This is a genomic window from Hymenobacter jeollabukensis (assembly GCF_005771675.1).
Taxonomy (GTDB): domain Bacteria; phylum Bacteroidota; class Bacteroidia; order Cytophagales; family Hymenobacteraceae; genus Solirubrum; species Solirubrum jeollabukense.
The window spans coordinates 73724-99051 of the sequence record NZ_VAJM01000001.1 but is presented as its reverse complement, the minus strand read 5'-3'; the positions used below and the strand labels follow the sequence as shown (position 1 = coordinate 99051).

Genomic DNA, 25328 nt, shown 5'->3' with positions numbered 1-25328 from the left:
GCCACGGGCCAGGTGTAGTACAAATGAAGCTGAGCGGTTGTTTGGCCTTGACTGCCAATTAAAACCACTAGCGGCTTCTGACTGAGGTTAAAGAAAATTAAGGTGGCGAATTTGGTGGTCCGTGCACTTTTCGACGGGGCCGCCAGCCGGTTTCGCAACCGAGTTGGCCACTGGCCGAAACGGGTCGGCGGCAACTTTTCGCGGCGTAGCGGCTTATTCAGGGGTACTATCCTGCTGCGCATGAAGCTCCATCCCCTCGGCACCTCCGATTTGCGCGTCAGCGCCGTCAGCTTCGGCTGCATGTCGCTCGGCGACGACCACGCGGCCAACGCCCGCCTGCTGCACCAGGCCCTCGACGCGGGCATCAACCTGTTCGACACCGCCGATTTATACCAAAAAGGCGACAACGAAGCCAGCGTCGGCAAAGCGTTCAGAGAGCGGCGCGCCGAAGTGGTGCTGGCCACCAAAGTCGGCAATCAGTGGCGCCCCGACGGCAGCGGCTGGGACTGGAACCCCACGAAGGACTACATCCTGCGGGCCGTGGAAGGCAGCCTGCGCCGCCTGCAGACCGACTACATCGACCTCTACCAGCTGCACGGCGGCACTATTGAGGATCCAATCGACGAGACCATCGAAGCGTTTGAGCTGCTGCGGGAGCAGGGCAAAATCCGGGCGTACGGCATTTCCTCCATTCGGCCCAACGTCATCCGCGCGTACGTGCAGCGCGCCAACCTGGCCAGCGTGATGATGCAGTATAGCCTGCTGGACCGCCGGCCCGAGGAAAGCTGCCTGGATTTGCTACACGAGCACCACATCGGCGTGCTGGCGCGGGGCAGCTACGCCCAGGGCCTGCTGCTGGGCAAGCCCGCCAAGCCCTACCTGAACTACTCGGCCGAGGAAGTAACCCGCGCCGCCGAAGCCGTGCAGACGGCCGCTCAGCCGCCGCGTCCGGCAGCGGAAACGGCCGTGCAGTTCACGCTGGCCCACCCGGCCGTGACGTCGGCGGTACTCGGCATCCGCACCGCCGAACAGCTGCAAGCGGCCCTGGAAGCGGGGCAGGCCCCGCCGCTGACGGAAAGCGAATTGGCCACGCTCCGGCACGCGGTGAAGCCCAACACTTACGAGCAACATCGGTAACAGCAGCCGGCGGCTAGTCCCGGCCGCTTCGCCGGCTACTTGCCGATGCAGAAGCGGGTGAAGATGCTGCCCAGCAAATCGTCGGAACTGATGTCGCCGGTAATTTCGCCGAGGGCGCGAAGGGCACGGCGCAGATCGGAAGCTACCAGCTCAGTGCCCAGGCCGTGCTGCAGGCCGTGCTGCACGGCCGACAGGGCTTCGGCGGCCACTTCCAGGCTGCGGGCGTGGCGCAGGTTGGTCACGATGGTGGCCGCGCCGGCGTCGAGGCCTTCCCGGCGCACGGTGGCCAGCAGGTGCTGGCGCAGCTCCTCCAGGCCCGCGTGGCTGGCAGCCGAGAGCAGCAGCATGTCGGGGTAAGCGGCCTGCAGCTCCGCCACGGCCGCGGCGGGGGCTTCGTCCAGCTTGTTGCCGACGAGCAGCAGGGCCGCGCCGGCCGGCAGGGGCAGATCCGCCACATCGGCCGCAACTTCGGCGGGCGTGGCCGTGGCCAGGTCGAAGAGGTAGACCACCACGGCGGCCTGCTGCACGCGCTGCCGGGTGCGCTCCACGCCCATGGCCTCGACCACGTCGGTGGTATTGCGCAGCCCGGCCGTATCGACGAAGCGGAACTTGATGCCTTCGAGGCTGACTTCGTCCTCGATAAAGTCGCGGGTGGTGCCCGGAATGGCCGAGACGATGGCGCGCTCCTCGTTGAGCAGGGCGTTGAGCAGGGTGCTTTTGCCCGCGTTGGGCCGGCCGGCAATGACGGTGGTGACGCCGTTCTTGATGACGTTGCCCAGCTCGAAGGAGCGCAGCAGCCGCTGCACCAGGGTTTTGACCTCCGTCAGCAGGCGCAGCAGGCCGGTGCGGTCGGCAAACTCCACGTCTTCCTCCCCGAAATCCAGCTCCAGCTCCAACAGGGCGGCGAAGTCGATGAGGCGCTGACGCAAATCGGCCAGCTCGCGCGAGAAGCCGCCGCGCATCTGGTTCAGGGCCACGCGGTGCTGCAGGGCCGAGTCGGCGGCAATCAAATCGGCCACGGCCTCGGCCTGGGCCAGATCGAAGGCGCCGTGCAGGAAGGCCCGCTTGGTAAACTCGCCCGGCTCGGCCAGCCGCGCCCCGCGCCGCACCAGCAGCGCCAGCAGCTCCCGCACGATGTAGTCGGAGCCGTGGGTGCTGATTTCCACCACGTCCTCGCGGGTGTAGGAGTGCGGCCCGCGAAACAGGCTGACCACCACCTCATCGAGGATATTTTCCCCGTCGCGGATGGTGCCGTAGTGCAGGGTGTGACCGGGCTGCGTGGTCAAATCCTTGCCGCGGAATACCTCGTTGGTCAGGCTGATAGCGGCCGGCCCCGAGAGGCGCACGACGGCAATGGCCCCGGCGCCGGGCGGGGTAGAAAGGGCAACGATGGTATCGGACAGGGCGAGGGGCAGCATGTGGAGAGGTGGTGAGATGGTGAAATGGTGAGTTGCTGTTCGGGAGTGCAGAACCGCGCAGCTGGGGCAAGCGGAACGACACTCACTACTTCACCAGTTCACCACCTCGCCCTTTAGGAAGTGACGAACAGATTGCGGCTAACTTCGGCGGATATTTGGGTTTTGGGGGCGCTGTTGATGCTTATTTCTAGTGAGTTGTCGAATAAAATCTTATCTAGTACTTTAATGTCGCAGCCCAGCACGATGCCTACTTTGTTGAGGTACTGCAGGAAAGGCTGGGAGGTGTTCTTGACGGCCACCAGCAGCCCCTGCTGCCCCGGTTTCAGCTCCGACAGCAGCCGGTGCTGCGGGCGCAGCATGGCCCCGTCCTCGCGCGGAATCGGGTCACCGTGCGGGTCGACTTCGGGAAAGCCCAGGAACTCGTCGAGGCGGCGCACCAGCACCGGGGAGCTGATGTGCTCCATTTCCTCGGCCACCTCGTGCACCTCGTCCCAGGCAAAGCCCAGCTTCTGCACCAGGAACACTTCCCAGAGGCGGTGCTTGCGGATGGTGAGCAGGGCTACCCGCCGGCCTTCCGCGGTGAGCAGCACGCCGCGGTAGCGCTGGTAGCTCAGCAGGCCCTTTTCACCCAGGCGGCGCAGCATGTCCGTCACCGAGGCGGGCCGGGTCTGCAGCGCCTCGGCAATGCTGTTGGTGCTGACTTCGGCGCCGGGCTCCGCTTCGGAAAGCTTGTAAATGGCCTTCAGGTAGTTTTCCTCGGTGTGGCTGGGCAAGGGAATGCTGAATTAGGAATTATGAATGCTGAATTGGCTCCAGGATTCAGGGCAAAGGTCCCAAAAAAAAGTGAGGCCGACGCACCGCGCCGGCCTCACCCGCAAAACGTGCAGAACAAGTAATTCAACATTCAGCATCCATAATTCAGAATTCGCGCAGCGCCTACCACTTGATCAGCGCCGAGGCCCAGGTGAAGCCCGAGCCAAAGGCGGCCAGGCACACCAGGTCGCCGGATTTCACGCGGCCTTCCTGCACGGCTTCGCTCAGGGCCAGCGGCACCGAGGCGGCGGTGGTGTTGCCGTACTTCTGGATGTTGCTGAACACCTTGTCGGGGCTCAGGCCCATTTTCTGGCCCACGTACTGGGTGATGCGCAGGTTGGCCTGGTGCGGCACCAGCAGGTCGATGTCGCTGGCCTGGTAGCCGTTGGCCTGCAGGGCTTCGTTGATGACCTCCGGGAAGCGCGTGACGGCGTGCTTGAACACCTGCTGCCCGTTCATGTAGGGATACATCGATTCCGGATCGTCGAGCACGACCTGCACCCGGTTTTCGCGGTTGGAGCCCGGCTCCTTGGTAATCAGCTCCTCGGCGTACTCGCCCTGGGCGTGCAGGTGGGTGCTGAGGATGCCGTGGCCCTCGCGGGTGCTGCGGCGCAGCACGGCCGCCCCGGCGCCATCCCCGAAAATCACCGACACGGCCCGGCCGCGGGTGCTCTTGTCGAGGCCCGAGGAGTGAATTTCGGAGCCCACGACCAAGGCCGTTTCGTACATGCCAGTCTTGATGAACTGGTCGGCCAGCGAGAGGGCGTAGATGAAGCCCGAGCACTGGTTGCGCACGTCGAAAGCCGGAATGGGCGCCTTGATGCCCAGCTCGCGCTGCAGCAGCACGCCCGAGCCGGGGAAGAGGTAGTCGGGCGAGAGCGTGGCGAAGACGATGAGCTGCACGTCGTCGGGGGTGAGGCCGGCCTGCTCCAGGGCCATGCGGGCGGCGCGGGCGCCCATGTTGGCGGTGGTGTCTTCGCCTTCGTTGAACCAGCGGCGCTGCTGGATGCCGGTGCGCTCCTGAATCCACGCGTCGGTGGTTTCCATGATGCCTTCGAGGTCGGCGTTGGTGACCACGCGGGAGGGAACGTAGTGGCCCATGCCGGCAATTTCGGCGGTATACAATTGGGACATGATGATGGGGTGTGGGGAAGAGGCGGAGCGGTGAATTGCGGGGAAAAAGGGGCCAAAGATAAACCCGTTGGCCTAACTTAAACGGCGGCCGGCCACGGGGCAATCCAAAGGCCGATAAGTGCCGGGGCCGGCGCGCGGGGACGCGCCGGCCGGACTTCCGAGGCTACAACGGCGGGCCGGGGCGGGCGGTTTCGGCCGGTAGGGCGGCCCGCACGGCGGCCCGCACGGCGGCCAGCAACCGGGGCGCCTCCGAATCCCAGCGGGCCGCCGCCACCGGGCCCTGCGGGTAGAAACGCCGCCCGCTCAGCTGTCGGGCCAGGGCCGGCGCGTCCAGCTGCGGCTGACGGAAATCAACGACCAGCCCGGCCTCGTGGCGCTGCACCTCGGCCGCCCAGAGCGGGTTCGGCGGGATGAGCACCGGCAGACCGCTGGCCAAGTACTCGTAGAGCTTGGTGGGCAGGCAGCGCCAGGAGCTCGGATGCTCCCGGTACGGCAGCAGCCCCAGGTGGTGCCACCCGATTTCGGCTACGATAGCGGCGTGCGGTACCGGCTCGGCCCCGCCGATCAGCCGGAGCCAGGCGCTGTGCTCCGCAGCCAGCTGCCGTAGCTGCGCCAGCTCGGCCGGCTGCTGGCAGTAGCCGATGACAGTCAGGGTGAGCCCCGGCCAGACGGCGCGCAGTTGCCGGGCCAGTTCGATGGCGTCGAACACCCCGTTCAGGGCCGAGATGGTGCCGGAATAAAGCAGCCGCAGGGGCTCGGCGGTAGTTGACAGGTTGAGCGGGGCGCGGGAATAGGAGTGAGGTTGTTCGGCGGAAGGCGGGGCGTACTTGTTTTCCAGTACCACAGTACGGCCCGCGGGCAGCCAGGGCAGCTCGTCGGCGTAGCTGCGCTCGGCCAGCAGCACGGCGGCGGCGCGGCGGGCGGCGCGTGCTTCCACCCAGGTCACGGCGCGGGCCAGCAGACGTTTGATGCCGCCCTGGTACACCTGCTGGGTGCGAATGTTCAGGGCGTAGTTTTCGCGCACGTCGTACAGGAAGGGGCGCCCGGTGCGGCGGTGCCAGAGCAGCGTGAGGGGCAGCAGCTCGGGGGCGTGCACGATGACCAGCTCGGGCTTCATCTTTCGCAAAAGCCGCCAGTACTCCCACTGGGCCAGCAGACGGGAAAAGCCCAGGCGGTGGCCGTGGAATAGCTCCACCTGTATGATGCCCTCGGCCGTAACGATTGGTGTGGGGCCTGCCCCGCGGCCCGCTATGATGGGCAGGTAGCCCGCCGCGGCCAGGGTGCGGCCGAACTTCTCGTACATGCGCGTATCGTCCGTGGGCTTCAGCACGGAAGCCAGCAGGATGAATGGCGTAGGGCGGGAGGGTGGCAGCACAAGGCCAAACCTACTACTTTCGCGCCTCTGACGGCCACCGCCGCCCGTACAACCGTTTTCGACATCTGACTTTATGACCGACATTCAGCCTCTCATCGAAGCCGCCTGGGCCGACCGCAGCAAGCTGCAGGACGCCGCCACCCAGGACGCCATCCGCCTCGTCATCGACCACCTCGACCGCGGCCTGCTGCGCGTGGCCGAGCCCAGCGCCAGCGAAGACGGCGGCTGGCAGGTCAACGACTGGGTGAAAAAAGCCGTCATCCTCTACTTCCCGCTGCAGCAGATGAAAACCGAGGAAGTGGGCATCTTCGAGTTTCACGACAAGATGCAGCTCAAGACCGACTACGCCCGGCAGCAGGTGCGCGTGGTGCCCCCGGCCGTAGCCCGCTACGGCGCCTACCTCGCGCCCGGCGTCATCATGATGCCCTCGTACGTGAACATTGGTGCCTACGTGGGCGAGGGCACGATGGTGGACACCTGGGCCACCGTGGGTTCCTGCGCGCAGGTGGGCAAGCATGTGCACCTCTCGGGCGGCGTGGGCCTGGGCGGCGTGCTCGAGCCGGTGCAGGCCTCCCCGGTCATCGTGGAAGACGGCGCCTTCATCGGCTCGCGCTGCATCCTGGTCGAAGGCTGCCACATCGGCAAGGAGGCCGTTATCGGGGCAGGCGTCACCATCACCGGCAGCACCCGTATCATCGACGTGAGCACGCCCGAGGGCCAGGAGTACCGCGGCTACGTGCCGCCCCGCTCGGTGGTCATTCCCGGCTCTTTGCCCAAGCAATTCCCGGCCGGCGAGTTTCACGTGCCCTGCGCCCTCATCATCGGCCAGCGCAAGCCCTCGACGGACCTTAAAACCTCGCTCAACGAAGCCCTGCGCGAGCATAACGTGGCGGTGTAATCAGCGAATCCGGCCTGAATATCATGAAGCAAAGCCCTGCCAATCGGCGGGGCTTTTGCGTTGAAAAGCGGCTCGTCGTCTGCTTCCACCTCGGCCGTTCGGCCGGGGGGCTGTTTGGAAAAACCTGGTTAGATGCTGGGCCAACTGAAAGCCAACATCGTAAGGTCAGCAAACGCCACCAGAACGTTTGCCCGCCAGGTGGATCATCTCCCGTGCGGTTCTAAATCCACACCCAACTGATCGATGGCCTACCGTATCTTTCAAACGGAAAGTAGCAGCCGTGGGACAGGGTTAGTGCTTAAGCAGGCGAGTCCGTAAACTCGGGGTGTATGCTGAGCACCGTAAGTAACGGGCGGGCGTTGGGTTGCCCGGTTAGTGCTTGTCGGCCCTGAACAGGCCCTCGGGCAACCCAGCCACAGCTACTTCTCCCCGTTTTTTGCGCCGCCGGCTTCCGTTCTGACCACCGCGCCGTTGGCATCGAAAATCACGTCCATTTTCTTGCCGGGCCGGCGTAGCTCGGCTTCGTAAGTGGTGGCGCCGGTAGCGGCCGTCACGATTCGGGCGGCTTCCGTCACCTGGTAGCCCGCGTAGGCCCGAACCAATTTGCTGCGCACGGCGGCCGGCAGCTGCGCCGTCCGGATTTCCGTCTCGGTTTCCAGCAGCTGGCCCGCCGGCGTTATCACCACCGACAGCCGGTCGGCGCCCTGCTGGAATTCGGCTTCGTAGTTGCCGTCCTCTTTCTCCCATTTGATTGACTTGGCGGCGGGGTACGCTTTCTTAAGGCTCGCCACCGCCGCCGGGGGCACTTGCTTGGCGGTAATTTCTTGCGCCTTGGCGGCGCCGGCCAGGCCCGTGGCCAGGGCCAGCAACAGGTACGTTTTCATGGGAGCGGGAATGAATGGTTGACGCCGTAATCCTACGCGCGCTTTCTGTGGTTTTTCTGGCGGCGGCTCACGGCACCACGTCCAACGACACGACGCGGCCCCGGTCGTTCAGGTACAGCTCGTAGTAATGGTGGTTGAGCTGCCACACTTCCTCGATCTTGATAATGGGCCGTCCCTGCTGCAGGCGGTGCATCGCGGCTTGTACCGATGGGGGCAGCTGCGCCAGCGCCACGGGCTGCTCGATGGCGGGGCTCTCGTCGATTTCCAGCTCCAGCGTGAGGCTGCGGCTGCGCCACCAGCCGGTCACCTCCAGCTCGTCGCCGAGCAGGGCGGTGCTGGCGCGCAGGTTGTCGGTGGTGCGCAGCTCGGTGGCGGCCGCGGTGAGCATGAAGCCCCCGCTGAGCACCATGGCCGCGTAGCCGAGGCGCCGGAACGAGGCTTCGGGCAGGTAATGCACGATGCGCTTGGTGGCCGCCGTGGCCAGCACGGCGGCCACCGCCACCACGGCCCCGGCCTGCCACGCGGGGCCGGTGAGCAGGCCCAGCGAGAGGTACAGCGCCAGCTTAATGAGGTGCAGCAGCAGTTCGTTGGCCGCGCGGGTGGCAATGACCTGGTCGCGGCTTAGCCCGTACTGGAAGTAAAACTTGTTGAACACCAGCCCCACGGCGCCGGTCAGGCCCGACAGAAAGCCCGCCAGCAACCCGATGCTGCTCAGCTTCAGCCAGCCGACGGGCGCGGGCTCCACCACCGTCGCCGGGGCCGAGCGGCGCAGCATGGTTAGGTTCGAGAGCAGAAACAGGCCGATGAACACCTCCAGGTACAGCGGGTTGAGGTATTTCAGCAGGTAGGCCCCCAGCAGCACGCCCGGCACCGCGCCCGGAACGAAGCGCCGCGTGACGGCCCAGTTGACGTGGTGCCGGAACAGGGCCAGCTTCGAGACGGTGCTGGTGGCCGTGCCCACCGTGAGAGCCGCCGGCACCGCCGCGGTGGGCAGTACCCGCGCCAGTACCGGCAGCAGCAGCAGGCCCGCGCCACCCCCGCTGACGGTGCTCAGCCCGAACGCCAGCACGGCCGCCACAAACACGACGATTAATTCCATAGCAACGCCTGTCGAGAGTGAGCTAGCAACGCGCTACAGCACTACTACCACGGTAGCCCCGGCGGCGCCGTTCAGGTAGCTCGGCACGACCACGGCCCGGTCGCCGAGGCCTTTCAGCAGCTGCCGGTGCAGCCAGGGATACGCCCAATAGGCCAGCTCGGTGGACACGATGCCCACCGCCGCGCCGGCCATTACGTCGGACAGCCAGTGGTTGTCCTTGGCAATGCGCAGGCCGCCGGTGGCCGTGGCGGCGGTGTAGCCGCCCACGCTGTACCAGAGGCTGCGCCCACCGTACTCCTTGTGCAGCAGCGTAGCCGCCGAAAACGCGGCGCTGGTGTGCTGGCTCGGGAACGAGTCGAAGCTGTTGCCCAGGGGGCGCTCCACGCGGGTCAGGTGCTTGAGGCGGCTGGTCAGGGCGTTGTTGATGGTGTAGCTCAGGCCGAACAGCAGGGCCTGATTCAGCGTGTTGTGCCGGCCCCGTACGCCCGCCAGGCTGAGGCCCAGGCTGGCATAGGCGGGTACGTGCCGCAGCTGGTCGTCCAGGTTGGTGCGGATGCGCAGGTGCTCGTGGACTTCCGCGCGCAGCTCTTCGTCGGTTTCGAATACATCCACCTTTTCGGTGCCGAGCACGGCCAGCGTGAGCAGCGCGGCCGGCACCACCGCGCGGCGAAACGCGGGCCGGGCCAGCAAGTGCCGGACGGGCGGACCAGCCGACGGCCGCAGGGTATCGGCGACAGGCAGCTGTACGACGACATGGCGGGGTGCTGGGATGGTCAGCGAATCGGGCCGCGTTTGGGCGGCCAGGCCGGACGGCCGCAGCGCCCACAGCAGGAGCAATACGCTGCCCCAGCGGGTCAGCAACGAGGTTATTGGGGTCGGCATGCGGCCAGCAGTGGGGGCAATGAGCGGGGCCGCGTGGTTTCCGCCGGCACCCAAAGGCCCGCAGTTTAGCCGGCAACTCTGAAGAACATCTGAAGCGCAGCCACTTGCCGGCGGTGCCCTCAGAACCCCACGCGCAGGGTGTGCCAGGCTCCGACCGGGTTGAACGTGTACGTCAGCTGCCCGCCGTAGTGGGCGCAGATCTGCTGGGCAATGCTCAGGCCCAGGCCCGGCGAGTCGGAGGCGGCGTTGTGCTTGCGGAAGCGGCCGAGCAGTTGCATCGGCTCCCCGGCCAGCGGACGGCCGGTATTGCGGATTTCCAGCGTACGCGCGTCGATCTGCACGTGCAGCTGGCCGCCGGGTAGGTTGTGCTTCACCGCGTTCTGCAGCAGGTTGCTCACCAGCGAATCGGCCAGCAGCGGGTGCATGGTCACCGAGAGCGGGGCCGCCACCTGCAGCACGGGCTCGATGCGCTGGGCGTCGAGAAAGTCCTGCAGCTGCCCGAGCTTGTCGCGCACCAGCGCGTCGAGGCGCACGGGCTGGGCATCAGTAAACTGGCGGTTTTCAATCTTGCTGAGCAGCGTGAGGGCCTGGTGCAGCCGCGAGAGACGCAGCGTGGCGCGGTACAGCTCGCGCACGGGCGAGGCGGCGGCCGCGGGCAGGTCGGGCAGCTGCATGAGCTGCTCCAGCTGGGCCTGCATGATGGCCAGCGGCGTCTGGGTTTCGTGGGCCGCGTTTTCGGTGAATTCCTTCAGGGCCCGGTAATCGGCCGTGACGCGCTGGGTGAGCTGGGCCAGGGCCTGGTTCAGCTCGCTGAACTCGTCGATAGGCGTGGCGGGCAGCTCCAGGGCCTGGGGCTGCTGCAGGCGGTAGCGGCGCAGGGAGGCCAGCGTGCGGTGAAACGGCGCCCACAGCCAGCGCGACAACCAGCGGTTCAGCAGCACCAGGCTCCCGAACAGCAGCCCCATCACCGTGAACATCACGCCCAGCACCACCCCAAGCACCTCGCTGGTTTCGATGAGCGACTTGCGCAGCGTGAGCCAGTAGCGTTGCCCGCGCACCTGCACCGAAAACGACAGCTCCCGGAAGGGCACCTGGCTACGCTCCGTCGGGTCGTAAATCAGCGTGTCGCTCAGCCCGGCCGGGCGCGGGTGGCGGCTGATGGTCAGCTCGCTGGGGCTGGTGACGGGCGGCAGCGCGCCGGTTTCGCGGATGCGCTGCCGCAGAAAGCCGTGGTGCAGCTCGAGTTGCTCGTCGACTTCCTCGATCAGGGCGTGTTGAATGCCGATGTAGAGCGCGCCGGTGCCCACGGCAAAGAGCACCGTGACCAGGGCCAGGTAATAACGGTTGGTGGTGGTAAGCAGCTTCACGCGGGTCGTTTGTCGTGGCGGGTTTATCGTTAATCGTCCCTGCTCCGCTGCCTGTCAGCGCGGTGGCCCGTAGCCCACGAAAAACCAATAACGAATAACGAAAAACGCGGCTTATTCTTCCGCCATCAGCTTGTAGCCCAGGCCGTAGATGGTGCGAATGTAGTTATCGGCGCCGGCGTCCTGCAGCTTCTTGCGCAGGTTCTTCAGGTGGGTGTAGATGAAGTCGAAGGAGTCGGCCATGTCGGCCGCATCGCCCCAGATGTGCTCGGCAATGGCTTCCTTGGTGAGTACGCGGTTGGGGTTGGTCAGGAAGAACAGCAGCAGGTCGTATTCCTTGCGGGTGAGCGTGACGGGCTGCTCCTGCACCAGCACCAGCGCCTGCTCGGGCCACACCATCAGGTCGCGGAAGGCGAGGTGGCGCTGCCCCTGAAACTGCCGCCGCCGCAAGATGGCGCGCAGGCGGGCGTTGAGTTCGGCCAGGTGAAAGGGCTTGGCCAGGTAGTCGTCGGCGCCCAGCTCCAGGCCCTGAATCTTGTCGTCGAGCCCGTCGCGGGCGGAGAGGATGAGCACCCCGGCGGGGGAGTTATCAGCTTTGAGCGTGCGCACCAAGTCCAGGCCGTTGCCGTCGGGCAAGGTCAGGTCCACCAGCACGCAGTCGTATTGGTAGAGCTTGATCTTTTCGTGCGCCTGCTGGTAGTTCGCGGCCGTTTCGCACACGTAGCCGTCGTGCCGCAGGTAGTCGAGCAGGCTCAGGCGCAGCGGCGTTTCGTCTTCGACAATCAGGACTTTCACGGGAGTAACTACGAAAGCGGCAGGAATCAGCGGAGCAACGGGACAAACACGGCTTCGAATCTGAAGACTTCCTGTAGCCCCGCCGGCCCGGCTTCAGAGTTTACTCAGAATCGTGGGGCAAGTTGGCATTTCTCCGCGTCTCCCGTTTGGCCGAAAAGGCGGTGTCAGGCTGGTTTCCTGCGCTGCTTTGGCTGACGGCGCGGCGTTGTAACACCCATACCACCCTGTTTCCTCGTTGTTCCATGCCCGTTTCGCACTACGAGCGGCTGCGCATGACGCACCGCACCTTGCTCAAAGCCCCGCTTTCCCGCGCCGAGCTGCGCGAGCTGCTGACTGACCTGCCCGAAGTGCTGACCATCATCGGGGAAAGCCGCCCGGCCCTGGTCCCGGAAATTGAGTTCAGCCGCCGGCAGCTAGCCCAACTGGAAGCCGACCTGGCGCACCCGCTGGCGCCGGACGGGGCCGCGCCGGCCTGGTCGGCCCGCCTGCATCGGGTACTGGCCGGGCTGTTTGGGCCGTAGGCGCGGTTAGTGGGTCGGGCGCCAGGTCAGGCCCAGGCCGGCGCCGCCGGGGTACACCGTGGGCGTAAACGTGGTGCCGTCCAACAGGCGCGGCTTGCGCCCCCACCGGTTGCGGTGCGAGAGGTAGGCCAAGTGGGCCGACAGAATGCCGAAGCCCGCCCCGGCCACCACGTCCGACTGCCAGTGCTTGGTATTGATCATGCGCAGCGCGCCCACGCCGGTGGCAATGGTGTAGGCCCCGATGCCGTACCACTGGCTTTTGTCGCGAAACTCGGTGTGCACGATGCTGGCCGCCAGAAACGCCTGCGCCGTGTGGCCCGAGGGAAACGAGAGGTTGTCGGAGCCGTCGGGACGGGTTTCGCGCGTGAGGTTCTTGACGGCGAATACCGACGCCAGCATGATCAGCTCCGACTTGCCGACGACCAGCAGCGTGTTCAGCCGGTCGTTGCGCGACTCCACCCCGGCCAGCGCCACCAGCCCCAGCTCGGCGTAGGGCGCAAAAATCAAGATGTTGTCGACATGGGTGCGGTAAGTGGGAAACAGCCGGTGAATGTCGCGGTTGGCCTGCTGGTTGGTGTAGAAGCCGCCCCCGTTGAACGTGTAAGCGCCGTAGCCGATCAGCGCGGCCGGCACAACCACCGCCTTCACCAGCTTGCCGCGGTACCAGGGCTTCTTCACAGCTGCCGGCACACCGCCGGGGTTTTCAAATTTGTGAGTCGTATCGGGCACCGCCACGGGCGGCACTATCTGCCCCAGGGCCGACGTGCCGGCACTCAGGCCGCCGGCAACCGCCAGTGCAAAGCGAAAAGAACGCAACATCGTTATCATCAATAATGGTCACCAAACTGCCGTCGAGGCCGGGGGGCGGCCGCCGGGTGAGCGGGGTGTACGGGACGATTCTGGAGGAATTCTGTGGGAGCGGCAGCACGAGCCGGGCCGCGGCGACGCGGCTTCCGCGCTCAGGCCTCCCGTCGGCTCAGCGCCGCGCACTGCGGGCAGCGCACGCGGGTTTCCTCGACGGTGCGCGGCTCGTAGTATTGCCACTCCCCGCTGCGCTTGACTTCCTGTCCCACGGGGCAGGCGTCGTTGTCGTGAAACGGGTAGCGCTCCGGTTCGGGCGCGGGGGCCTTGGCGCCCGTCATGTGCGGCGTGTGCCGGAAAAAAGGAGGCGTAAAAGCCATAGCGGGGCAGAACGGGGCTGATTGGCCGGCAAGCTCGGCGTCGATTCTGAAGATATTCGGTAGCAGCGCCGCCGCCTCGGGCTCAGGCCCGGGTAGCCGCCCACAGCTGCTCCAGCCGGTGCAAGGCGGGCGAGAAGAGCAGGTACACGCCCGTCACCCAGCCCACGGCCGCAATCCAGCCGGCCACCACGTCGGAAGGGTAATGCACGCCCAGGTAAATGCGCGAACAGCCCACACCCAGCGCGAAGAGAGGACCAAGCGTCCACAGCAGCCAGCGCCAGCGAGAATGCGCCAGCAGCAGGCCTATTGCGAGCATGACGGCGGCCGAGCCCATGGCGTGGCCGCTGGGGAAGCTGGGCGTCGTTTCGGGCGCCAGCGACACCCACAGGGCCGGGCGGGCGCGCCCCAGTAGTACTTTGGCCGCAACGTTGAGCGCGGCCGCGCCGCCCACGGCCACGCCAAAAAACCAGGCGTGCCGGCGTTGGCGCTGCTGCACCAGCAGCCCCGTCATCGTGGCACTCACCAGCAGCATCACTGGTGGGCCGCCCAGGCGGGTGAGCAGCAGAAACACCCGATCCAGCGCGGGCGTGGCGTGGGCGTGCGCCAGGCGCAGCAGGTACTGGTCGCCGGGAAATCCTTCGCCCTCGCGGATTTCGGTAGCGGCTTTCAAAAACACGCTCCACGGCAGCACCAGCCCGATCAGCAGCAGGAGCAGCAACCGCCGCTGCCGGCGCAGCAGAAGCCGCAAAAAGGTCAGAATTCGCGTCGAAAGCATCTGGCAAACTGTGCTTGAATCACTGAAGACACTTCACTAAACCGTCGACCAGCCGCCGCGGCACGGCGGGGTCAAACTGCGCGGGGCAGCGTCTCACCGCTTGGCCTGAAACCGCCAGTTCACCGACAGGTTGACGACGCGGCCCTCCACCGGCGCCCACAGGGGCCTGAACAGCGGGTTGTCCAGGGGCGGGAGCACCACAGCTTCGCGGCGGGTTTGGCGGTAATCCAGCAGGTTTTCCCCGTTGAGCACCACCGTCCAGGGGCCGGTGCGGTAGCGTACCAGGGCCGCCACCAGCGGGTAGCCCGGCGTGGTTTCGCCGGTGTCGAGGTACTGGCGCCCGGTGTAGCTGGCCTCAATGCCCGCCCCCCAGTGCTCCGAAAACTCGCGTACCAGCACGGTGGCCAGCTTGTGGCGGGCGGCCAGCTCTACGTGCGGGTTCACCGCGTCGTAATGGCGGCGGGCGTCGGTGAGCACGTAGCCCAGGTACAGCTCGGTTTCGTCGGCTTCCAGGCGTAGGTAGGTTTCCAGACCCTGGCTCACCACGGGCCGGGCCTGGCTGCGCCAGCGCAGTAGCGTCAGCGGATTCGTGGCATCCGGCTCCAGCGTGGAGGGGTGGTTGAGGCGGGTGTAAAAGAAGCCCTGGTTGAGCGTCAGGTGCAGGCCGGAGGCAAAGCCGTGCGACCAGTTCACGTCGCCGTTTACGCCCACGGACCGCTCCGCTTTCTGGTCGGTGAGCGGCAGCACGCGGGGGTAGTCCCGCTCGTCGAGCTCGTTCACGTAGGGCACCGGGGCGCGGTAGCCGGCCCCGCCGTTGAGCCGGAAGGTCAGCGCCGGCTTGGCCTTGTAGAGCAAGGCCAGACGGGGCAGCAGGAAGTTGCCGTAGCGGTTGTGGTGGTCGAGGCGCAGGCCCGCCTGCAGGCTGAGGGGCGTGAGTACCTGCCAGTCGTCCTGCGCAAAAGCGCCCAGCGTGGCGTAGCTGTAGCGGCCGAGCAAAGGCGTGAAGCTGGCCGCATCGGGCCGCAGCTGCTCCCCGCTCAGGCTCAGGCCGCTCACCAGCGTGTGGTGCGCGCCCAGCCGGCGCAGGTAGTTGGCCTCGCCGAAGTACGAAAGCTGCCGCGCGTCGAAGGCCACCGTGTTGGTGCGTACCCGCCGGCTGAAGGTGCTGGCCGTGCCCTTCACCGTGAGGCTGCCGCCGGCCAGGCTGTCCTGCGTGTAAATGGCGTCGAAGGAGTGGCGCTGCAGCAGGTTGGTGACGAAGTACTGGTGGTCGAGGCCGGCGGCCGCACCACGCTGGAGCCGCTGCGCGTCGCCGCCGCGGCGGCTTTCCTCGGTGCCGGTGTAGCCCACGACCAGCTGGCTGTGGGCGCCGGGGTACCAGAACAGGCGCGGGTGCACCGTCAGGTTGCGCAGGCGCGGCACGTCCACGAACCCGTCGCCGTCCACGTCCACAGCCTGCTGCCGGGTAAAGCCGCCGTAGAGGGTGTAGCCCAGGCGCCGGTTGCGGGCCGCCGCAAAGCCGTTCACGTTGCTTTCGCGCAGGGTGCTCTGGTTGAGCGTCACGGCGTACTGCGGCGTGCCCCGCGTGGGCGACTTGCTGACCAGGTTGACCAGCCCGGCAATGGCCCCGCCCCCGTACAGGGTGCTCGACGAGCCCTTGATCAGCTCAATCTGGCGCAAATCGAGCGGAGGAATCTGCAGGATGCCGAAGCCGCCGGCGTAGCCGCCCAGCAGCGGCAGCCCGTCGCGCAGAATCTGCGAGTAGCGGCCCTGCAGGCCCTGAATGCGCAGGTCGGCGTTGCCGGTGGTCGGTGAGGTGGGCTGAATCTGGGTGCCGGCAATGTCGCCGAGCAGGGAGGCGATATTGCCGGGCTTGATGCCGTTTTCCTCGCGCATTTCCTCTTCGCCCAGCACTTCCACCCGCGTAGGAGCATCCTCCAGCCGCGAATTGGTGCGCGTGGCCGTCACCACCACTTCCGCAATCTGCTCGGCTGCCGGTGCCAGCAGTACAGCCACCGTGCCCGCGCCCGACAGCCGCAGCTGCTGCGTCCGGTAGCCCAGGGCCATCACGGTGAGCACGCTGCCGGGCGGGGGAGGCGGCGTGAGCGTAACGGTGCCGCTGGCGTCGGTCTGGCCGCCGGTGCTGCTACCCGGAATGCCCACACTGGCCCCCACCAGCGGTTCGCGGGTCAGGCTGTCGCGCACGCTGACGCGCACGGCGGCGGTCTGGGCATGAACCGCGCCGGCGGTCAGCAGCAGGCCGGCCCCGGTAAACCAGCCCCGCGCAGCTGGACCCGTGAGGAAGTGTCGGACGAGAGGTGGGCGAAACAGCATAGCATGCACGAAAGGGTATCGGTGCAAGACTACCAGGCAATTCTGAAGTAAATCCGTAGCAAAGCGAAGGGCCGTGGCTGGCGCTGATGGTGTGGGGGGCATCAACCCACCCGCCGCTCAGGCCTGCTGCCGCTCTCGTGTAAACTTCTGAGCTAGGCGTTGAGCCCAAGCCTCACAACAAAGCAGCGCTTTGTGCAGATCCGCAGCTTGTGGCCGCCAAGGCACCTGCAACGATGTTTGTTCACTCGACGCGTGCCCCCTTTTCGCGGGTAACCTCCGGTAGGACATTGCCTGTTTGCAAAAAAAACGGGCCGTGCGTCGCGTAGGCGCGATGTTCTCGCATCGGCCGATTTGCCGGAGTTTGAGACACGCCCGCATCGGCTGGGTAAAGCGCTCAGATTCCCGCATGGATACGCCGGTTCGCGTGCTCACCCGAGCAAATTCTCCATCCCCAGCCGAACTGACATCAGGTGCAAACGCGGCATATCAGCAGCTGCCTGTTCCGTAAATCATGCTTGCGGAGCCGATAGAAGCAGAGCGGTTGTCCCCAAAAAAATGCCACTCCACTGGAGCGGCATTTGTAGAAGGACCTGGGAAAGGTCAGGCCAGGTCGGCCGTCAGGCTTCAGTTATTGTTGGTCGTTGCCGGATGGCTGGGCTAGTCAGCCGATACCTGCGGCTTCAGCTTCTCCCCGAACAGCGCTTTCACCTTGTCTACCTTAGGCTTGGCCACGAACTGGCAGTAGGGCTGCGAGCTGTTCAGGTTGTAGTAGTTCTGGTGGTAGGCCTCAGCCTTGTAGAACGGGCCGGCGGGCAGGATTTCCGTCACCACCGGCTGGTCGAAGGCGTGGGCTTCGTTGAGCTTCTGCTTGTAGCCCTCGGCCAGGCGCTTCTGCTCGTCGTTGTGGTAGTAGATGCCCGAGCGGTACTGGGTGCCCACATCGTTGCCCTGGCGGTTCAGGGTCGTTGGGTCGTGGGTTTTCCAGAAGATTTCGAGCAGCTCCTCGAAGCTGATGACCTGCGGATCGAAGGTGAGTTGGATGACCTCGTTGTGGCCGGTCAGGCCCGAGCAGACTTCCTTGTAAGTGGGGTTGGCAATGCGGCCGCCGGTGTAGCCCGATTCGACTTTCTCGACGCCTTTCAGATTCTGAAACACGGCTTCGACGCACCAGAAGCAGCCGGCCCCGAAGGTTGCTAATTCCATGAAGGGAGGGAAATAAGGTGTGGAATGATGGTTAAGCGTAATTCAGCCGGGAAGGTTGCAGCGGCTTCGCCAAAGCCCTTTCCGGCCGGCACACTCTGCCATTAGCCATACAAATACCAGGCCCCGACACCACGCGGGCATCGGGGCCTGACAGACCCGCCAGAATGGCGGTAAGGGGCAGCGAATCAGACTACTTGCGGAAGCGCGGGGCCACCACCAGCTCCTTGGAGCCCGGCGTCCAGCTGTAGAAGCCTTCCCCGGACTTGGCGCCCAGGCGGCCGGCCGTCACCATGTTCACCAGCAGCGGGCAGGCGGCGTACTTCTGGTTGCCCAGCCCGTCGTAGAGCACGTTCAAGATGGCCAGGCACACGTCCAGGCCAATGAAGTCGGCCAGCTGCAGCGGACCCATGGGGTGGGCCATGCCCAGCTTCATCACCGTGTCGATTTCCTCCACGCCGGCCACGCCCTCGTGCAGCGTAATGATGGCCTCGTTGATCATCGGCATCAGGATGCGGTTGGCCACGAAGCCGGGGTAGTCATTGACCTCCGTGGGCACCTTCTCCAGCTGCCGCGACAGGTCCATCACCTGCTTGGTCACTTCGTCGGAAGTGGCGTAGCCGCGGATAACTTCCACCAGCTTCATCACCGGCACCGGGTTCATGAAGTGCATGCCGATGATTTTGTCGGGGCGCTTGGTGGCGGCGGCAATGCGGGTGATGCTGATGGAGCTGGTGTTGGTGGCCAGAATGCAGCTGTCCTTGGTCAGCTCGTCGAGCTGGCGGAACAGGTCCAGCTTGATGCTGACGTTTTCGGTGGCGGCTTCCACCACCAGGTCGGCGTTGCGCACGCCGTCGGCCAGGGAGGTGCTGCGCTGCAGGCGGTTCAGGGTGGCGTTTTTGTCGTCTTCGCTCAGGCCGCCCTTGGCCACCTGCCGGTCCAGGTTCTTGCCGATGGTGGTCCAGGCCTTGTCGAGGGCGGTCTGGTTGAGGTCGATGAGGGTGACGGGGAAACCGTGCTGGGCAAACACGTGGGCAATGCCATTGCCCATGGTGCCCGAGCCAATGACGGCGACGTTCAGCATGTGTGGGAAGGGGAGGGAATTGGGCAAACAAACGGCGCCCGGCGGCTCCGGGCGGCGACAAAGCTAACCCAAACCCCGGCTATGCCCAAGCCGCCGCACCCTGCCCCGGAAAAGCACAACCCCGCCTAACCGAAAAATTTCAGAATTGTTTGGGCACAGATAACCAAGTTGCTAGCATAGCCGGGCAACTATGTGCCGAAATATTTTTTACCCGCGGATATCCTTTTGTACAACCCCGCGTACAAACCCGCAGAACGCCCCGCCAATGGCCTTCCTGACTAGGATGCTACCGGGGCGCCGAACACCCGTTCACCACCTCTCTCAACCAACCTTTCACCTTAAAACCTTCCCCAACGTCATGGGCAACCTACTGTACATCATCGCCGTCATCCTGGTCATCATCTGGCTGCTCGGCTTCCTGGGCTTCAACAGCTTCGGCATGGGCAACCTGATTCACGTTCTGCTGGTCATTGCCATCATCGCCGTGGTGCTGCGCCTGATACGCGGCAGCGCGGTGTAGGTACCGCACCTTAGTCTGAAAAACACGCAACGGGCGGCTTCCCACTGGGGAGGCCGCCCGTTGCGTGTTTGAGGCGTCCGGAATTGCTACTTGCCGCCCAGGTTATACACCAGGCTCAGGCGCTGAATCAGAATGCCGTAGTAATTCAAATCCGAGTTCGTGTTGTAGAGCAAGGCGCCGTCCACGGCAAACCGGTCGCCGAGGCGCTGGCGGTAGCCCACGCCCACCAGCAGGGCCTGGGTGTTGCCCTGGGTTCGGAAGGACTCGTACTGGCGGCGGGGCACCAACTCGTTCACCACGCAGTCCTGCGAGCGGGTTGATTCGTACTCGGCCTGCAGGAAGATGTTCTTGTACACCGTGAACTGCGCCAAGCCGCGTACACCTACATCCTTGAACTTGTACCCGCCGGCGGGCAGGCCCAGGCTGGTGGCGTCGGGCCCGAAATCGACGCTGTGGTACACGAACACCGGCCCTGCCGCCACCGACAGCTTGTCGGTAATGCGGTAGCCCAGGGCGGGCGCGAAGCCGGCCGAGAAGTCCACGCCGCTGAAGAAGTTGCTGCTCAGGCCGAAGCGCAGCAGGCTGCCGTACAAAAACAGCTTGCCCGGCTGGTACTCCGATTGCAGCGTGGCGCCGGGCACCGTGCCGTTTTGCGGCAGCGTCTGCGCCGGCCGGCCGTCGTCATCGATGCCCCCGCCGGGTCGCTGGGGTGTGGCAGGCGCCGCAGGCTGGGCCGGGCGGCTGCCGGGCAGTGGCTGGGCCGAGCGGCCGTCGTCGTCGATGCCGCCGCTGGGACGCACCGGCTGCGTGGGCTGGGGCTGCGCGGGTTGCTGCGGCTGCGTGTAAACGGGGCGCGTGGGCTGAGCGGGCGCGGGCGGCGGCACGGCGGGCGGGCCGGTGGGCAGCTGCGGCTTCACGTAGGTGGTATCGGTGCGCTGGGCCAGCGCATCGGTGGTAGCGAACAGTCCGGCGAAGCCAAGGGCAGCGGCCAGTAACAAACGCTTCATAGCAGTGAGGAGCAAAGGGTCGTTCGAATAGTAAGTAACGAAAAGGCCGCGGATGGTTGTATCCGCGGCCTTCCCGATGTCAAGCGTTAGGCGCCAACCGTCTGGTACATGCGCTGGCGCTGGGCCTTAATGTTCTCGTCGGCAAGGTATTCCTCATACGACATGCGCTTGTCAATAATTCCCTCCGGCGTCAATTCGATGATGCGGTTGGCAATGGTATCGATGAACTGCAAGTCGTGCGAGGCGAAGAGCATGGAGCCCGGGAAGTCGCGCAGCGAGTTGTTCAGGGCCGTGATGCTTTCCAGGTCCAGGTGATTGGTCGGGTCGTCGAGCACGAGCACGTTGCCGGATTCCATCATCATCTTGGAGAGCATGCAGCGCACTTTCTCACCCCCGCTCAGCACGTTCGACTTTTTCTGCGACTCCTCGCCCGAAAACAGCATGCGGCCCAGGAAGCCGCGGATAAACGACTCGTCCTTCTCCGTCGAGTACTGGCGCAGCCAGTCCACCAGGTTCAGGTCGGTGTTGAAGAAGTCGGTGTTTTCCTTCGGGAAGTAGCTGGGCGTGATGGTGGTGCCCCATTTGAAGGTGCCCTTGTCAGCCTTGCGCTGCTCGAACAGGATGTCGAACAGGAGCGAGGCGGCGCGGTCGTCACGGCTCACGATGGCCACTTTGTCCTTCTTGTCGAGGGTGAAGTGCACGTCGCGGAAAATCACCTCCCCGTCGACCGCGGCCGAGAGGTTTTCCACCGTCAGCAGCTGGTTGCCGGCCTCGCGCTCCGCTTTGAAGGCGATGTAGGGGTACTTGCGCGACGACGGCTTAATCTCCTCCAGGGTAAGTTTTTGCAGCAGCTTCTGGCGCGAGGTAGCCTGCTTGGATTTCGAGGCGTTGGCCGAGAAGCGGCGCACGAATTCTTCCAGCTCCTTGCGCTTGTCCTCGGTCTTCTTGTTCACCTCCTGGCGCTGGCGCAAAGCCAGCTGCGACGACTCGTACCAGAACGAGTAGTTGCCGGGGTACATGGTGATTTTTGAGAAGTCCAGGTCGGCCATGTAGTTACACACCGCGTCGAGGAAGTGACGGTCGTGGCTCACCACGATAACCGTGTTCTGGAAGGAATCGAGGAAATTCTCCAGCCAGAGCACCGTCTCGGCGTCGAGGCCGTTGGTGGGTTCGTCGAGCAGCAGTACGTCGGGGTTGCCGAACAGGGCCTGGGCCAGCAGCACGCGCACCTTGTCGGAGGTGCCCAGGTCGCCCATTAGGGTGTAGTGCTTGTCCTCGCCAATGCCGAGGCCCGAGAGCAGCTCGGCGGCTTCGTAGTCGGCGTTCCAGCCTTCGAGGTCGGCAAACTCGCCTTCCAGCACGGCGGCCCGCTCGCCGTCGGCGTCCGAGAAGTCCGGCTTGGCGTAGATGGCGTCCTTTTCCTCCATCACCTTCCAAAGGCGCTGGTGGCCCATAATCACCGTTTGCAGCACCGGGTACTGGTCATGGGCAAACTGGTCCTGTTTCAGCACCGAGAGGCGCGCGCCCTTGGGCATGTCCACCGAGCCGGTATTGGCCTCGATTTCGCCCGAGAGAATCTTCAGGAAGGTCGACTTGCCCGCGCCGTTGGCCCCGATGAGGCCGTACACGTTGCCGGGCATGAATTTGATGGTGACGTCTTCAAACAACACGCGCTTGCCGTAGCGCAGGCTGACATTGGTAGTGCTGATCATGCAGAAAGGAAAAGCGGAATAAGGGCGGACCGCAACGCGAAAAAACCGCGCAAAGGTAGGCAAAAAATGCCCGTTGTGGGTGCCCGGGTCAGGGCTTTAACAGCAAGTCCCCCCGAAAAAATCCCGGATGCTGAAAGTTCACTGTCAGGTCGTTGGCCCAAATAAACCGGCGAAAAAGCGCGAAACCCGGCAACCGGCGGCCACGAATCACAGTATTAAGTGAGAAACCGCTGAGTACCAGGGCCGCTACCACCGCCCAAAATCAGTGGAACCCGGTTCTTCTCTCCAACACCTTCCCAAAACTCCTCCCGCCTCATGGCTGATCAACACATTTCCCCCGAGCGCAACGGCGTGCGTTACGGCCTGTTTACGGCCGTCGGCATGGCCATCTACTTCATCGTCGCCAGCCTGCTGGGCGTGGCCGACAACATCATGTACAGCTACGGCAACATCGTGATTCTGGGCATTGGGGCCTGCGCCGCCATTTCGCATTACAAGCGCGTGCGCCACGACCGGATGCCTTACCTGCAAGGCTTTGGCACCGGCATTATCACCACGGCCGTAGCCAGCGTCGCTTTTGCTCTGTTCTTCGTGCTTTACACGGTAATCAGCCCGAGTCTGATGGAGCAGCTGCGCGCCTCCGACCTGTTTGGCTTCGAACTGTCGGTTACCATTGCCTTTCTGGCCATTCTGCTGCAGGGCGTGATGTCCGGCGTGATTATCTCGCTCATCGCCATGCAATATTTCAAAAGCCCCGACCACAATCCGTTGCAACAACACGTGGAGTAACAGGATTCTGACCAGCAACAAAAAGGCCTCGCAGCACGCTGCGGGGCCTTTTTGTTGCTGGTCGTCGGCTGGTTTCCCATAATGAACAATGTTCCCGAAATGGGAACATTTTACCATGGAATGAATGTTTATCAACATGACTTGTTTTGAAACTTTAATAATATATATTTGGATGAAAAGCAGATAAAAGCCAAGTTTTTACTGCTTTAGTCTCAATATCAACTTTCAACTTTTCCACCATGACGAAGGCACTTACCCTCGCCCTGATTTTGTGCGGCATGAGCGCAGCTGCTTCGGCCCAGATGAAAGACCGGATAGCGGCCATGCCCGGCGGCCAGCCCCAGCCCGTCACGTCGGCGGCAGAACTGACCCGCCAGATGGCCAGCCGGCTGAAGCTCAACGAAGCGCAATACATTCGCCTGCGCGCCATCAACCAGGTGAAGCTGGCTCGGATGGACGAAATCCAATGGCAGCACCAACAGGACCCCGCCGAACGACAACGGCTGTTGACGGAGCTGGAGGCGCAGTACGAGCAGGAATGCCAGCGCATCCTCACCCCGTCGCAGATTAGCCTGATGCGTGATGAGCTGAAGCGCGACGCCGTGCCTACGCCGACTACGCCGGCCGGCAACGGGCTGGGCTAAACCCAGGGCGTTGACTTTTACCGCCCGCGGGTGGCTTTCTTCGGAAGGCCACCCGTTTTTTATTGCACGCCGGCGGGAGCCGTGTACAATACCTCCGTCACGGTGCCGAGGGAGCCGAAGCGCACCGACAGGCGGCGGGTGGCCGCGGCCGGGTGGCCGGGGGCGCACTGCGGGCCGGGCGCCACGTAGTAGTAATACACGCGCTGGGTCTGTTCCTGCAGCTCCTCTTCGTCGGGGCGGCCGAGCAGGTCGGCCACGGCGTCGACGTGGACGTTGTAGAGTTCTTCGCGGTGCTGGTCCAGGGCCGCAAGCTGGGCCTGGCGCTGGCCGGCGCAGCCGCGTACGTCGCGGCGCCAGGCGGCGGCATCGAAGCCCGGTAAGGACAGCCGGGAGTGGCCGCAGCTGCCGAGCAGGAGCAGGGCACACGAAAGAAGAAAAGCCGGGCGTTGTAACATCGGGGGAACCAGCAAAGCCGACGGGCGGTTAGGAGGCCTGCGGTTGGACAAAACTACTATTTTTGTCTTTGCGCCGGGTTGCCGCCCGCTAGTACCTTCTGCTCCACCACTCTATGACGCTTTTTCGCTCTTGCCTGGCCGGGCTGCTACTGCTCACCGCGGGTCTGCGGCCCGCCCTTGCCGCCGCTCCGACTCAGGTGCCAACCGCTGCCCAAACCGTGGCCGTGGCCGCGTTCGAGCAGTTTCTGGCGCGAACCTATACCGGCGCCAAGCTGGCCCAGACGGGCATGAGCGTGCAGGTACTGCGCAACGCCCTGATCGGGTATTTCAACCTGCGCGGCCGGGGCCTGGCCCGGCGCCCGGTGCTGACGGTCATTGACTTCAGCCGCCCGAGCCGGCAAAACCGCCTGTGGGTTATCGACCTGAGTCACACCCGGCTGCTCTACCACACGCTGGTGGCCCACGGCAAAAACTCGGGCGGCGACCTGGCGCAGACGTTTTCCAACCGGGAGGGTTCGGAAATGAGCAGCCTGGGCTTTTACCTCACCGGCGACACTTATCAGGGCAAGCACGGCCTCTCGCTGAAGCTGCAGGGGCTGGATGCGCGCTACAACTCCCACGCGGCCGAGCGCGCCGTGGTGGTGCACGCGGCCGACTACGTGTGCGAGGATTTCATCCGGCAGAATGGCCGCCTGGGCCGCAGCCAGGGCTGTCCGGCACTGCCGCCCGCTCAGTCGGCCGGCATTATCAAAACCATCAAAAGCGGCTCGGTGCTCTACGTGCAGGGGCCCAGCAGCGCAGATTATGCCTCGGACTGGCTGAACCTGAATGCGGCGCTGCCGGTCTTTATGCGCACGATGGACGTAGCCAGCAGCACCGGGCAATAAGCACCCGCTGTGGGCGTTTTCAGCCCCAACACAAGCGGCCCGCTTCCGATGCTTCGGAGGCGGGCCGTTGTGCTTATTGAGTGATGACTGTGTTTGAAAAAGCGTTAGGCCCGGTCGCCGGTGGCGCGGACCAGGCTGATGCCGGCAAAGAAGAAAATCAGGCCGACGCCGAGCGGGACAAAGGAGTTGACTTTGCTCAGGGCCACCATGCCGAGCAGGCCCATGGCGCCGTAGATGATGCCCGCAATGCCGAGCAGGGTAAGCAGAGAGCCGAAGGTGCGTTTCTGATTCATGAGTCGGGGAAAGTAGTGGAGAAGCAGCCGGGCCAGCCCCAGGGGCGGCGGCTTTTGTGCCTGATACGCAAGCCCGACAGATTTGGCTGTTTCGGGGCGTACAACCCTGCCGCGCAGGTCGCGTTAG

26 protein-coding genes are annotated in these 25328 nt (G+C 64.8%); 7 read left to right on the top strand and 19 right to left on the bottom strand.

The features are described 5' to 3' along the window. The first annotated feature begins 240 nt into the window (after positions 1 to 240). Positions 241 to 1137, top strand: coding sequence for an aldo/keto reductase (locus tag FDY95_RS00445; protein WP_138074761.1), 897 nt, complete (start codon positions 241 to 243; stop codon positions 1135 to 1137). 35 nt (positions 1138 to 1172) lie between these two features. On the opposite strand, the gene mnmE is transcribed toward FDY95_RS00445, so the two are convergent. The 4 genes from mnmE to FDY95_RS00425 form a co-directional block, all read right to left on the bottom strand. Next, positions 1173 to 2555 carry a tRNA uridine-5-carboxymethylaminomethyl(34) synthesis GTPase MnmE gene (mnmE, locus tag FDY95_RS00440; protein WP_138074760.1) on the bottom strand — a complete coding sequence of 461 codons (1383 nt, stop codon included), beginning with the start codon at positions 2553 to 2555 and terminating at the stop codon, positions 1173 to 1175. A gap of 113 nt (positions 2556 to 2668) precedes the next feature. Then, a complete protein-coding gene (locus tag FDY95_RS00435) occupies positions 2669 to 3328 on the bottom strand; it encodes a metal-dependent transcriptional regulator (RefSeq protein ID WP_138074759.1) in 660 nt (219 codons plus the stop codon). A 163-nt stretch (positions 3329 to 3491) separates the two neighbouring features. Then, entirely contained in the window at positions 3492 to 4502 is a 1011-nt protein-coding gene (locus FDY95_RS00430; protein WP_317129467.1) for a 3-oxoacyl-ACP synthase III family protein, read from the bottom strand. A gap of 163 nt (positions 4503 to 4665) precedes the next feature. After that, positions 4666 to 5832 (bottom strand): glycosyltransferase, encoded by a 1167-nt coding sequence (locus tag FDY95_RS00425; protein WP_171025463.1) that lies wholly within the window; start codon positions 5830 to 5832, stop codon positions 4666 to 4668. A gap of 118 nt (positions 5833 to 5950) precedes the next feature. Between FDY95_RS00425 and FDY95_RS00420 the strand changes: the two genes are divergently transcribed. Then, complete coding sequence (locus FDY95_RS00420; protein WP_138074757.1) at positions 5951 to 6775, top strand: 2,3,4,5-tetrahydropyridine-2,6-dicarboxylate N-succinyltransferase; 825 nt, start codon at positions 5951 to 5953, stop codon at positions 6773 to 6775. A 419-nt stretch (positions 6776 to 7194) separates the two neighbouring features. Here FDY95_RS00420 and FDY95_RS00415 read toward each other — a convergent pair whose 3' ends face one another. From FDY95_RS00415 to FDY95_RS00395, 5 genes are all read right to left on the bottom strand, one after another. Further along, entirely contained in the window at positions 7195 to 7659 is a 465-nt protein-coding gene (locus FDY95_RS00415) for a PepSY-like domain-containing protein (protein ID WP_138074756.1), read from the bottom strand. Between the two features lie 67 nt (positions 7660 to 7726). Continuing rightward, entirely contained in the window at positions 7727 to 8758 is a 1032-nt protein-coding gene (locus tag FDY95_RS00410; protein ID WP_138074755.1) for a sulfite exporter TauE/SafE family protein, read from the bottom strand. A 33-nt stretch (positions 8759 to 8791) separates the two neighbouring features. Next, positions 8792 to 9640, bottom strand: coding sequence for a phosphatase PAP2 family protein (locus FDY95_RS00405; RefSeq protein WP_138074754.1), 849 nt, complete (start codon positions 9638 to 9640; stop codon positions 8792 to 8794). A 119-nt stretch (positions 9641 to 9759) separates the two neighbouring features. Beyond that, a complete protein-coding gene (locus FDY95_RS00400; RefSeq protein ID WP_138074753.1) occupies positions 9760 to 11007 on the bottom strand; it encodes a sensor histidine kinase in 1248 nt (415 codons plus the stop codon). 111 nt (positions 11008 to 11118) lie between these two features. Then, positions 11119 to 11799, bottom strand: coding sequence for a response regulator transcription factor (locus FDY95_RS00395; RefSeq protein ID WP_138074752.1), 681 nt, complete (start codon positions 11797 to 11799; stop codon positions 11119 to 11121). A gap of 242 nt (positions 11800 to 12041) precedes the next feature. On the opposite strand from FDY95_RS00395, the gene FDY95_RS00390 reads away from it, so the two are divergent. Then, positions 12042 to 12320 carry a hypothetical protein gene (locus FDY95_RS00390; RefSeq protein WP_138074751.1) on the top strand — a complete coding sequence of 93 codons (279 nt, stop codon included), beginning with the start codon at positions 12042 to 12044 and terminating at the stop codon, positions 12318 to 12320. A gap of 6 nt (positions 12321 to 12326) precedes the next feature. Here the strand turns inward: FDY95_RS00390 and FDY95_RS00385 are convergent, their stop codons facing one another. The 6 genes from FDY95_RS00385 to FDY95_RS00360 all read right to left on the bottom strand — a co-directional run bounded on the left by FDY95_RS00385 (position 12327) and on the right by FDY95_RS00360 (position 18894). Beyond that, entirely contained in the window at positions 12327 to 13139 is an 813-nt protein-coding gene (locus FDY95_RS00385) for a phosphatase PAP2 family protein (protein WP_171025462.1), read from the bottom strand. Positions 13140 to 13279: 140 nt separating this feature from the next. Next, the gene (locus tag FDY95_RS00380; RefSeq protein WP_138074749.1) at positions 13280 to 13501 is read right to left on the bottom strand and encodes a hypothetical protein; all 222 of its coding nucleotides are present in this window, start codon (positions 13499 to 13501) and stop codon (positions 13280 to 13282) included. A gap of 82 nt (positions 13502 to 13583) precedes the next feature. Continuing rightward, positions 13584 to 14276, bottom strand: coding sequence for a phosphatase PAP2 family protein (locus tag FDY95_RS00375; RefSeq protein ID WP_138074748.1), 693 nt, complete (start codon positions 14274 to 14276; stop codon positions 13584 to 13586). A 93-nt stretch (positions 14277 to 14369) separates the two neighbouring features. Further along, complete coding sequence (locus tag FDY95_RS00370) at positions 14370 to 16610, bottom strand: TonB-dependent receptor (protein ID WP_171025461.1); 2241 nt, start codon at positions 16608 to 16610, stop codon at positions 14370 to 14372. 657 nt (positions 16611 to 17267) lie between these two features. After that, positions 17268 to 17813 carry a peptide-methionine (S)-S-oxide reductase MsrA gene (gene msrA, locus FDY95_RS00365; protein WP_138074746.1) on the bottom strand — a complete coding sequence of 182 codons (546 nt, stop codon included), beginning with the start codon at positions 17811 to 17813 and terminating at the stop codon, positions 17268 to 17270. Between the two features lie 190 nt (positions 17814 to 18003). After that, positions 18004 to 18894, bottom strand: a complete 891-nt coding sequence (locus tag FDY95_RS00360; RefSeq protein WP_138074745.1) for a 3-hydroxyacyl-CoA dehydrogenase family protein — start codon at positions 18892 to 18894, stop codon at positions 18004 to 18006. A 358-nt stretch (positions 18895 to 19252) separates the two neighbouring features. On the opposite strand from FDY95_RS00360, the gene FDY95_RS00355 reads away from it, so the two are divergent. Then, positions 19253 to 19414 (top strand): lmo0937 family membrane protein, encoded by a 162-nt coding sequence (locus FDY95_RS00355; RefSeq protein ID WP_111476718.1) that lies wholly within the window; start codon positions 19253 to 19255, stop codon positions 19412 to 19414. Positions 19415 to 19500: 86 nt separating this feature from the next. On the opposite strand, the gene FDY95_RS00350 is transcribed toward FDY95_RS00355, so the two are convergent. Further along, the gene (locus FDY95_RS00350) at positions 19501 to 20421 is read right to left on the bottom strand and encodes a hypothetical protein (RefSeq protein WP_138074744.1); all 921 of its coding nucleotides are present in this window, start codon (positions 20419 to 20421) and stop codon (positions 19501 to 19503) included. A gap of 86 nt (positions 20422 to 20507) precedes the next feature. Next, complete coding sequence (locus FDY95_RS00345) at positions 20508 to 22133, bottom strand: ABC-F family ATP-binding cassette domain-containing protein (protein ID WP_138074743.1); 1626 nt, start codon at positions 22131 to 22133, stop codon at positions 20508 to 20510. A 315-nt stretch (positions 22134 to 22448) separates the two neighbouring features. Here FDY95_RS00345 and FDY95_RS00340 point away from each other — a divergent pair, with 315 nt between their 5' ends. After that, complete coding sequence (locus tag FDY95_RS00340) at positions 22449 to 22922, top strand: DUF4199 domain-containing protein (protein ID WP_138074742.1); 474 nt, start codon at positions 22449 to 22451, stop codon at positions 22920 to 22922. A gap of 239 nt (positions 22923 to 23161) precedes the next feature. Next, positions 23162 to 23566 (top strand): hypothetical protein, encoded by a 405-nt coding sequence (locus FDY95_RS00335; protein ID WP_138074741.1) that lies wholly within the window; start codon positions 23162 to 23164, stop codon positions 23564 to 23566. 59 nt (positions 23567 to 23625) lie between these two features. Here the strand turns inward: FDY95_RS00335 and FDY95_RS00330 are convergent, their stop codons facing one another. Then, positions 23626 to 24021, bottom strand: coding sequence for a hypothetical protein (locus tag FDY95_RS00330; RefSeq protein ID WP_138074740.1), 396 nt, complete (start codon positions 24019 to 24021; stop codon positions 23626 to 23628). Positions 24022 to 24134: 113 nt separating this feature from the next. Here FDY95_RS00330 and FDY95_RS00325 point away from each other — a divergent pair, with 113 nt between their 5' ends. After that, complete coding sequence (locus FDY95_RS00325; RefSeq protein ID WP_138074739.1) at positions 24135 to 24908, top strand: murein L,D-transpeptidase catalytic domain family protein; 774 nt, start codon at positions 24135 to 24137, stop codon at positions 24906 to 24908. Between the two features lie 104 nt (positions 24909 to 25012). On the opposite strand, the gene FDY95_RS00320 is transcribed toward FDY95_RS00325, so the two are convergent. After that, the gene (locus FDY95_RS00320) at positions 25013 to 25201 is read right to left on the bottom strand and encodes a hypothetical protein (RefSeq protein WP_138074738.1); all 189 of its coding nucleotides are present in this window, start codon (positions 25199 to 25201) and stop codon (positions 25013 to 25015) included. Positions 25202 to 25328: the final 127 nt, after the last annotated feature.

Excerpts from the sequence above, each read along its gene's own strand:
- FDY95_RS00445 (WP_138074761.1), top strand. The coding sequence starts at position 241 with ATGAAGCTCCATCCCCTCGGCACCTCCGATTTGCGCGTCAGCGCCGTC.
- mnmE (WP_138074760.1), bottom strand. The coding sequence starts at position 2,555 with ATGCTGCCCCTCGCCCTGTCCGATACCATCGTTGCCCTTTCTACCCCG.
- FDY95_RS00430 (WP_317129467.1), bottom strand. The coding sequence starts at position 4,502 with ATGTCCCAATTGTATACCGCCGAAATTGCCGGCATGGGCCACTACGTT.
- FDY95_RS00420 (WP_138074757.1), top strand. The coding sequence starts at position 5,951 with ATGACCGACATTCAGCCTCTCATCGAAGCCGCCTGGGCCGACCGCAGC.
- FDY95_RS00415 (WP_138074756.1), bottom strand. The coding sequence starts at position 7,659 with ATGAAAACGTACCTGTTGCTGGCCCTGGCCACGGGCCTGGCCGGCGCC.
- FDY95_RS00410 (WP_138074755.1), bottom strand. The coding sequence starts at position 8,758 with ATGGAATTAATCGTCGTGTTTGTGGCGGCCGTGCTGGCGTTCGGGCTG.
- FDY95_RS00405 (WP_138074754.1), bottom strand. The coding sequence starts at position 9,640 with ATGCCGACCCCAATAACCTCGTTGCTGACCCGCTGGGGCAGCGTATTG.
- FDY95_RS00390 (WP_138074751.1), top strand. The coding sequence starts at position 12,042 with ATGCCCGTTTCGCACTACGAGCGGCTGCGCATGACGCACCGCACCTTG.
- FDY95_RS00385 (WP_171025462.1), bottom strand. The coding sequence starts at position 13,139 with ATGTTGCGTTCTTTTCGCTTTGCACTGGCGGTTGCCGGCGGCCTGAGT.
- FDY95_RS00380 (WP_138074749.1), bottom strand. The coding sequence starts at position 13,501 with ATGGCTTTTACGCCTCCTTTTTTCCGGCACACGCCGCACATGACGGGC.
- FDY95_RS00375 (WP_138074748.1), bottom strand. The coding sequence starts at position 14,276 with ATGCTTTCGACGCGAATTCTGACCTTTTTGCGGCTTCTGCTGCGCCGG.
- FDY95_RS00370 (WP_171025461.1), bottom strand. The coding sequence starts at position 16,610 with ATGCTGTTTCGCCCACCTCTCGTCCGACACTTCCTCACGGGTCCAGCT.
- msrA (WP_138074746.1), bottom strand. The coding sequence starts at position 17,813 with ATGGAATTAGCAACCTTCGGGGCCGGCTGCTTCTGGTGCGTCGAAGCC.
- FDY95_RS00360 (WP_138074745.1), bottom strand. The coding sequence starts at position 18,894 with ATGCTGAACGTCGCCGTCATTGGCTCGGGCACCATGGGCAATGGCATT.
- FDY95_RS00355 (WP_111476718.1), top strand. The coding sequence starts at position 19,253 with ATGGGCAACCTACTGTACATCATCGCCGTCATCCTGGTCATCATCTGG.
- FDY95_RS00350 (WP_138074744.1), bottom strand. The coding sequence starts at position 20,421 with ATGAAGCGTTTGTTACTGGCCGCTGCCCTTGGCTTCGCCGGACTGTTC.
- FDY95_RS00345 (WP_138074743.1), bottom strand. The coding sequence starts at position 22,133 with ATGATCAGCACTACCAATGTCAGCCTGCGCTACGGCAAGCGCGTGTTG.
- FDY95_RS00340 (WP_138074742.1), top strand. The coding sequence starts at position 22,449 with ATGGCTGATCAACACATTTCCCCCGAGCGCAACGGCGTGCGTTACGGC.
- FDY95_RS00335 (WP_138074741.1), top strand. The coding sequence starts at position 23,162 with ATGACGAAGGCACTTACCCTCGCCCTGATTTTGTGCGGCATGAGCGCA.
- FDY95_RS00330 (WP_138074740.1), bottom strand. The coding sequence starts at position 24,021 with ATGTTACAACGCCCGGCTTTTCTTCTTTCGTGTGCCCTGCTCCTGCTC.
- FDY95_RS00325 (WP_138074739.1), top strand. The coding sequence starts at position 24,135 with ATGACGCTTTTTCGCTCTTGCCTGGCCGGGCTGCTACTGCTCACCGCG.
- FDY95_RS00320 (WP_138074738.1), bottom strand. The coding sequence starts at position 25,201 with ATGAATCAGAAACGCACCTTCGGCTCTCTGCTTACCCTGCTCGGCATT.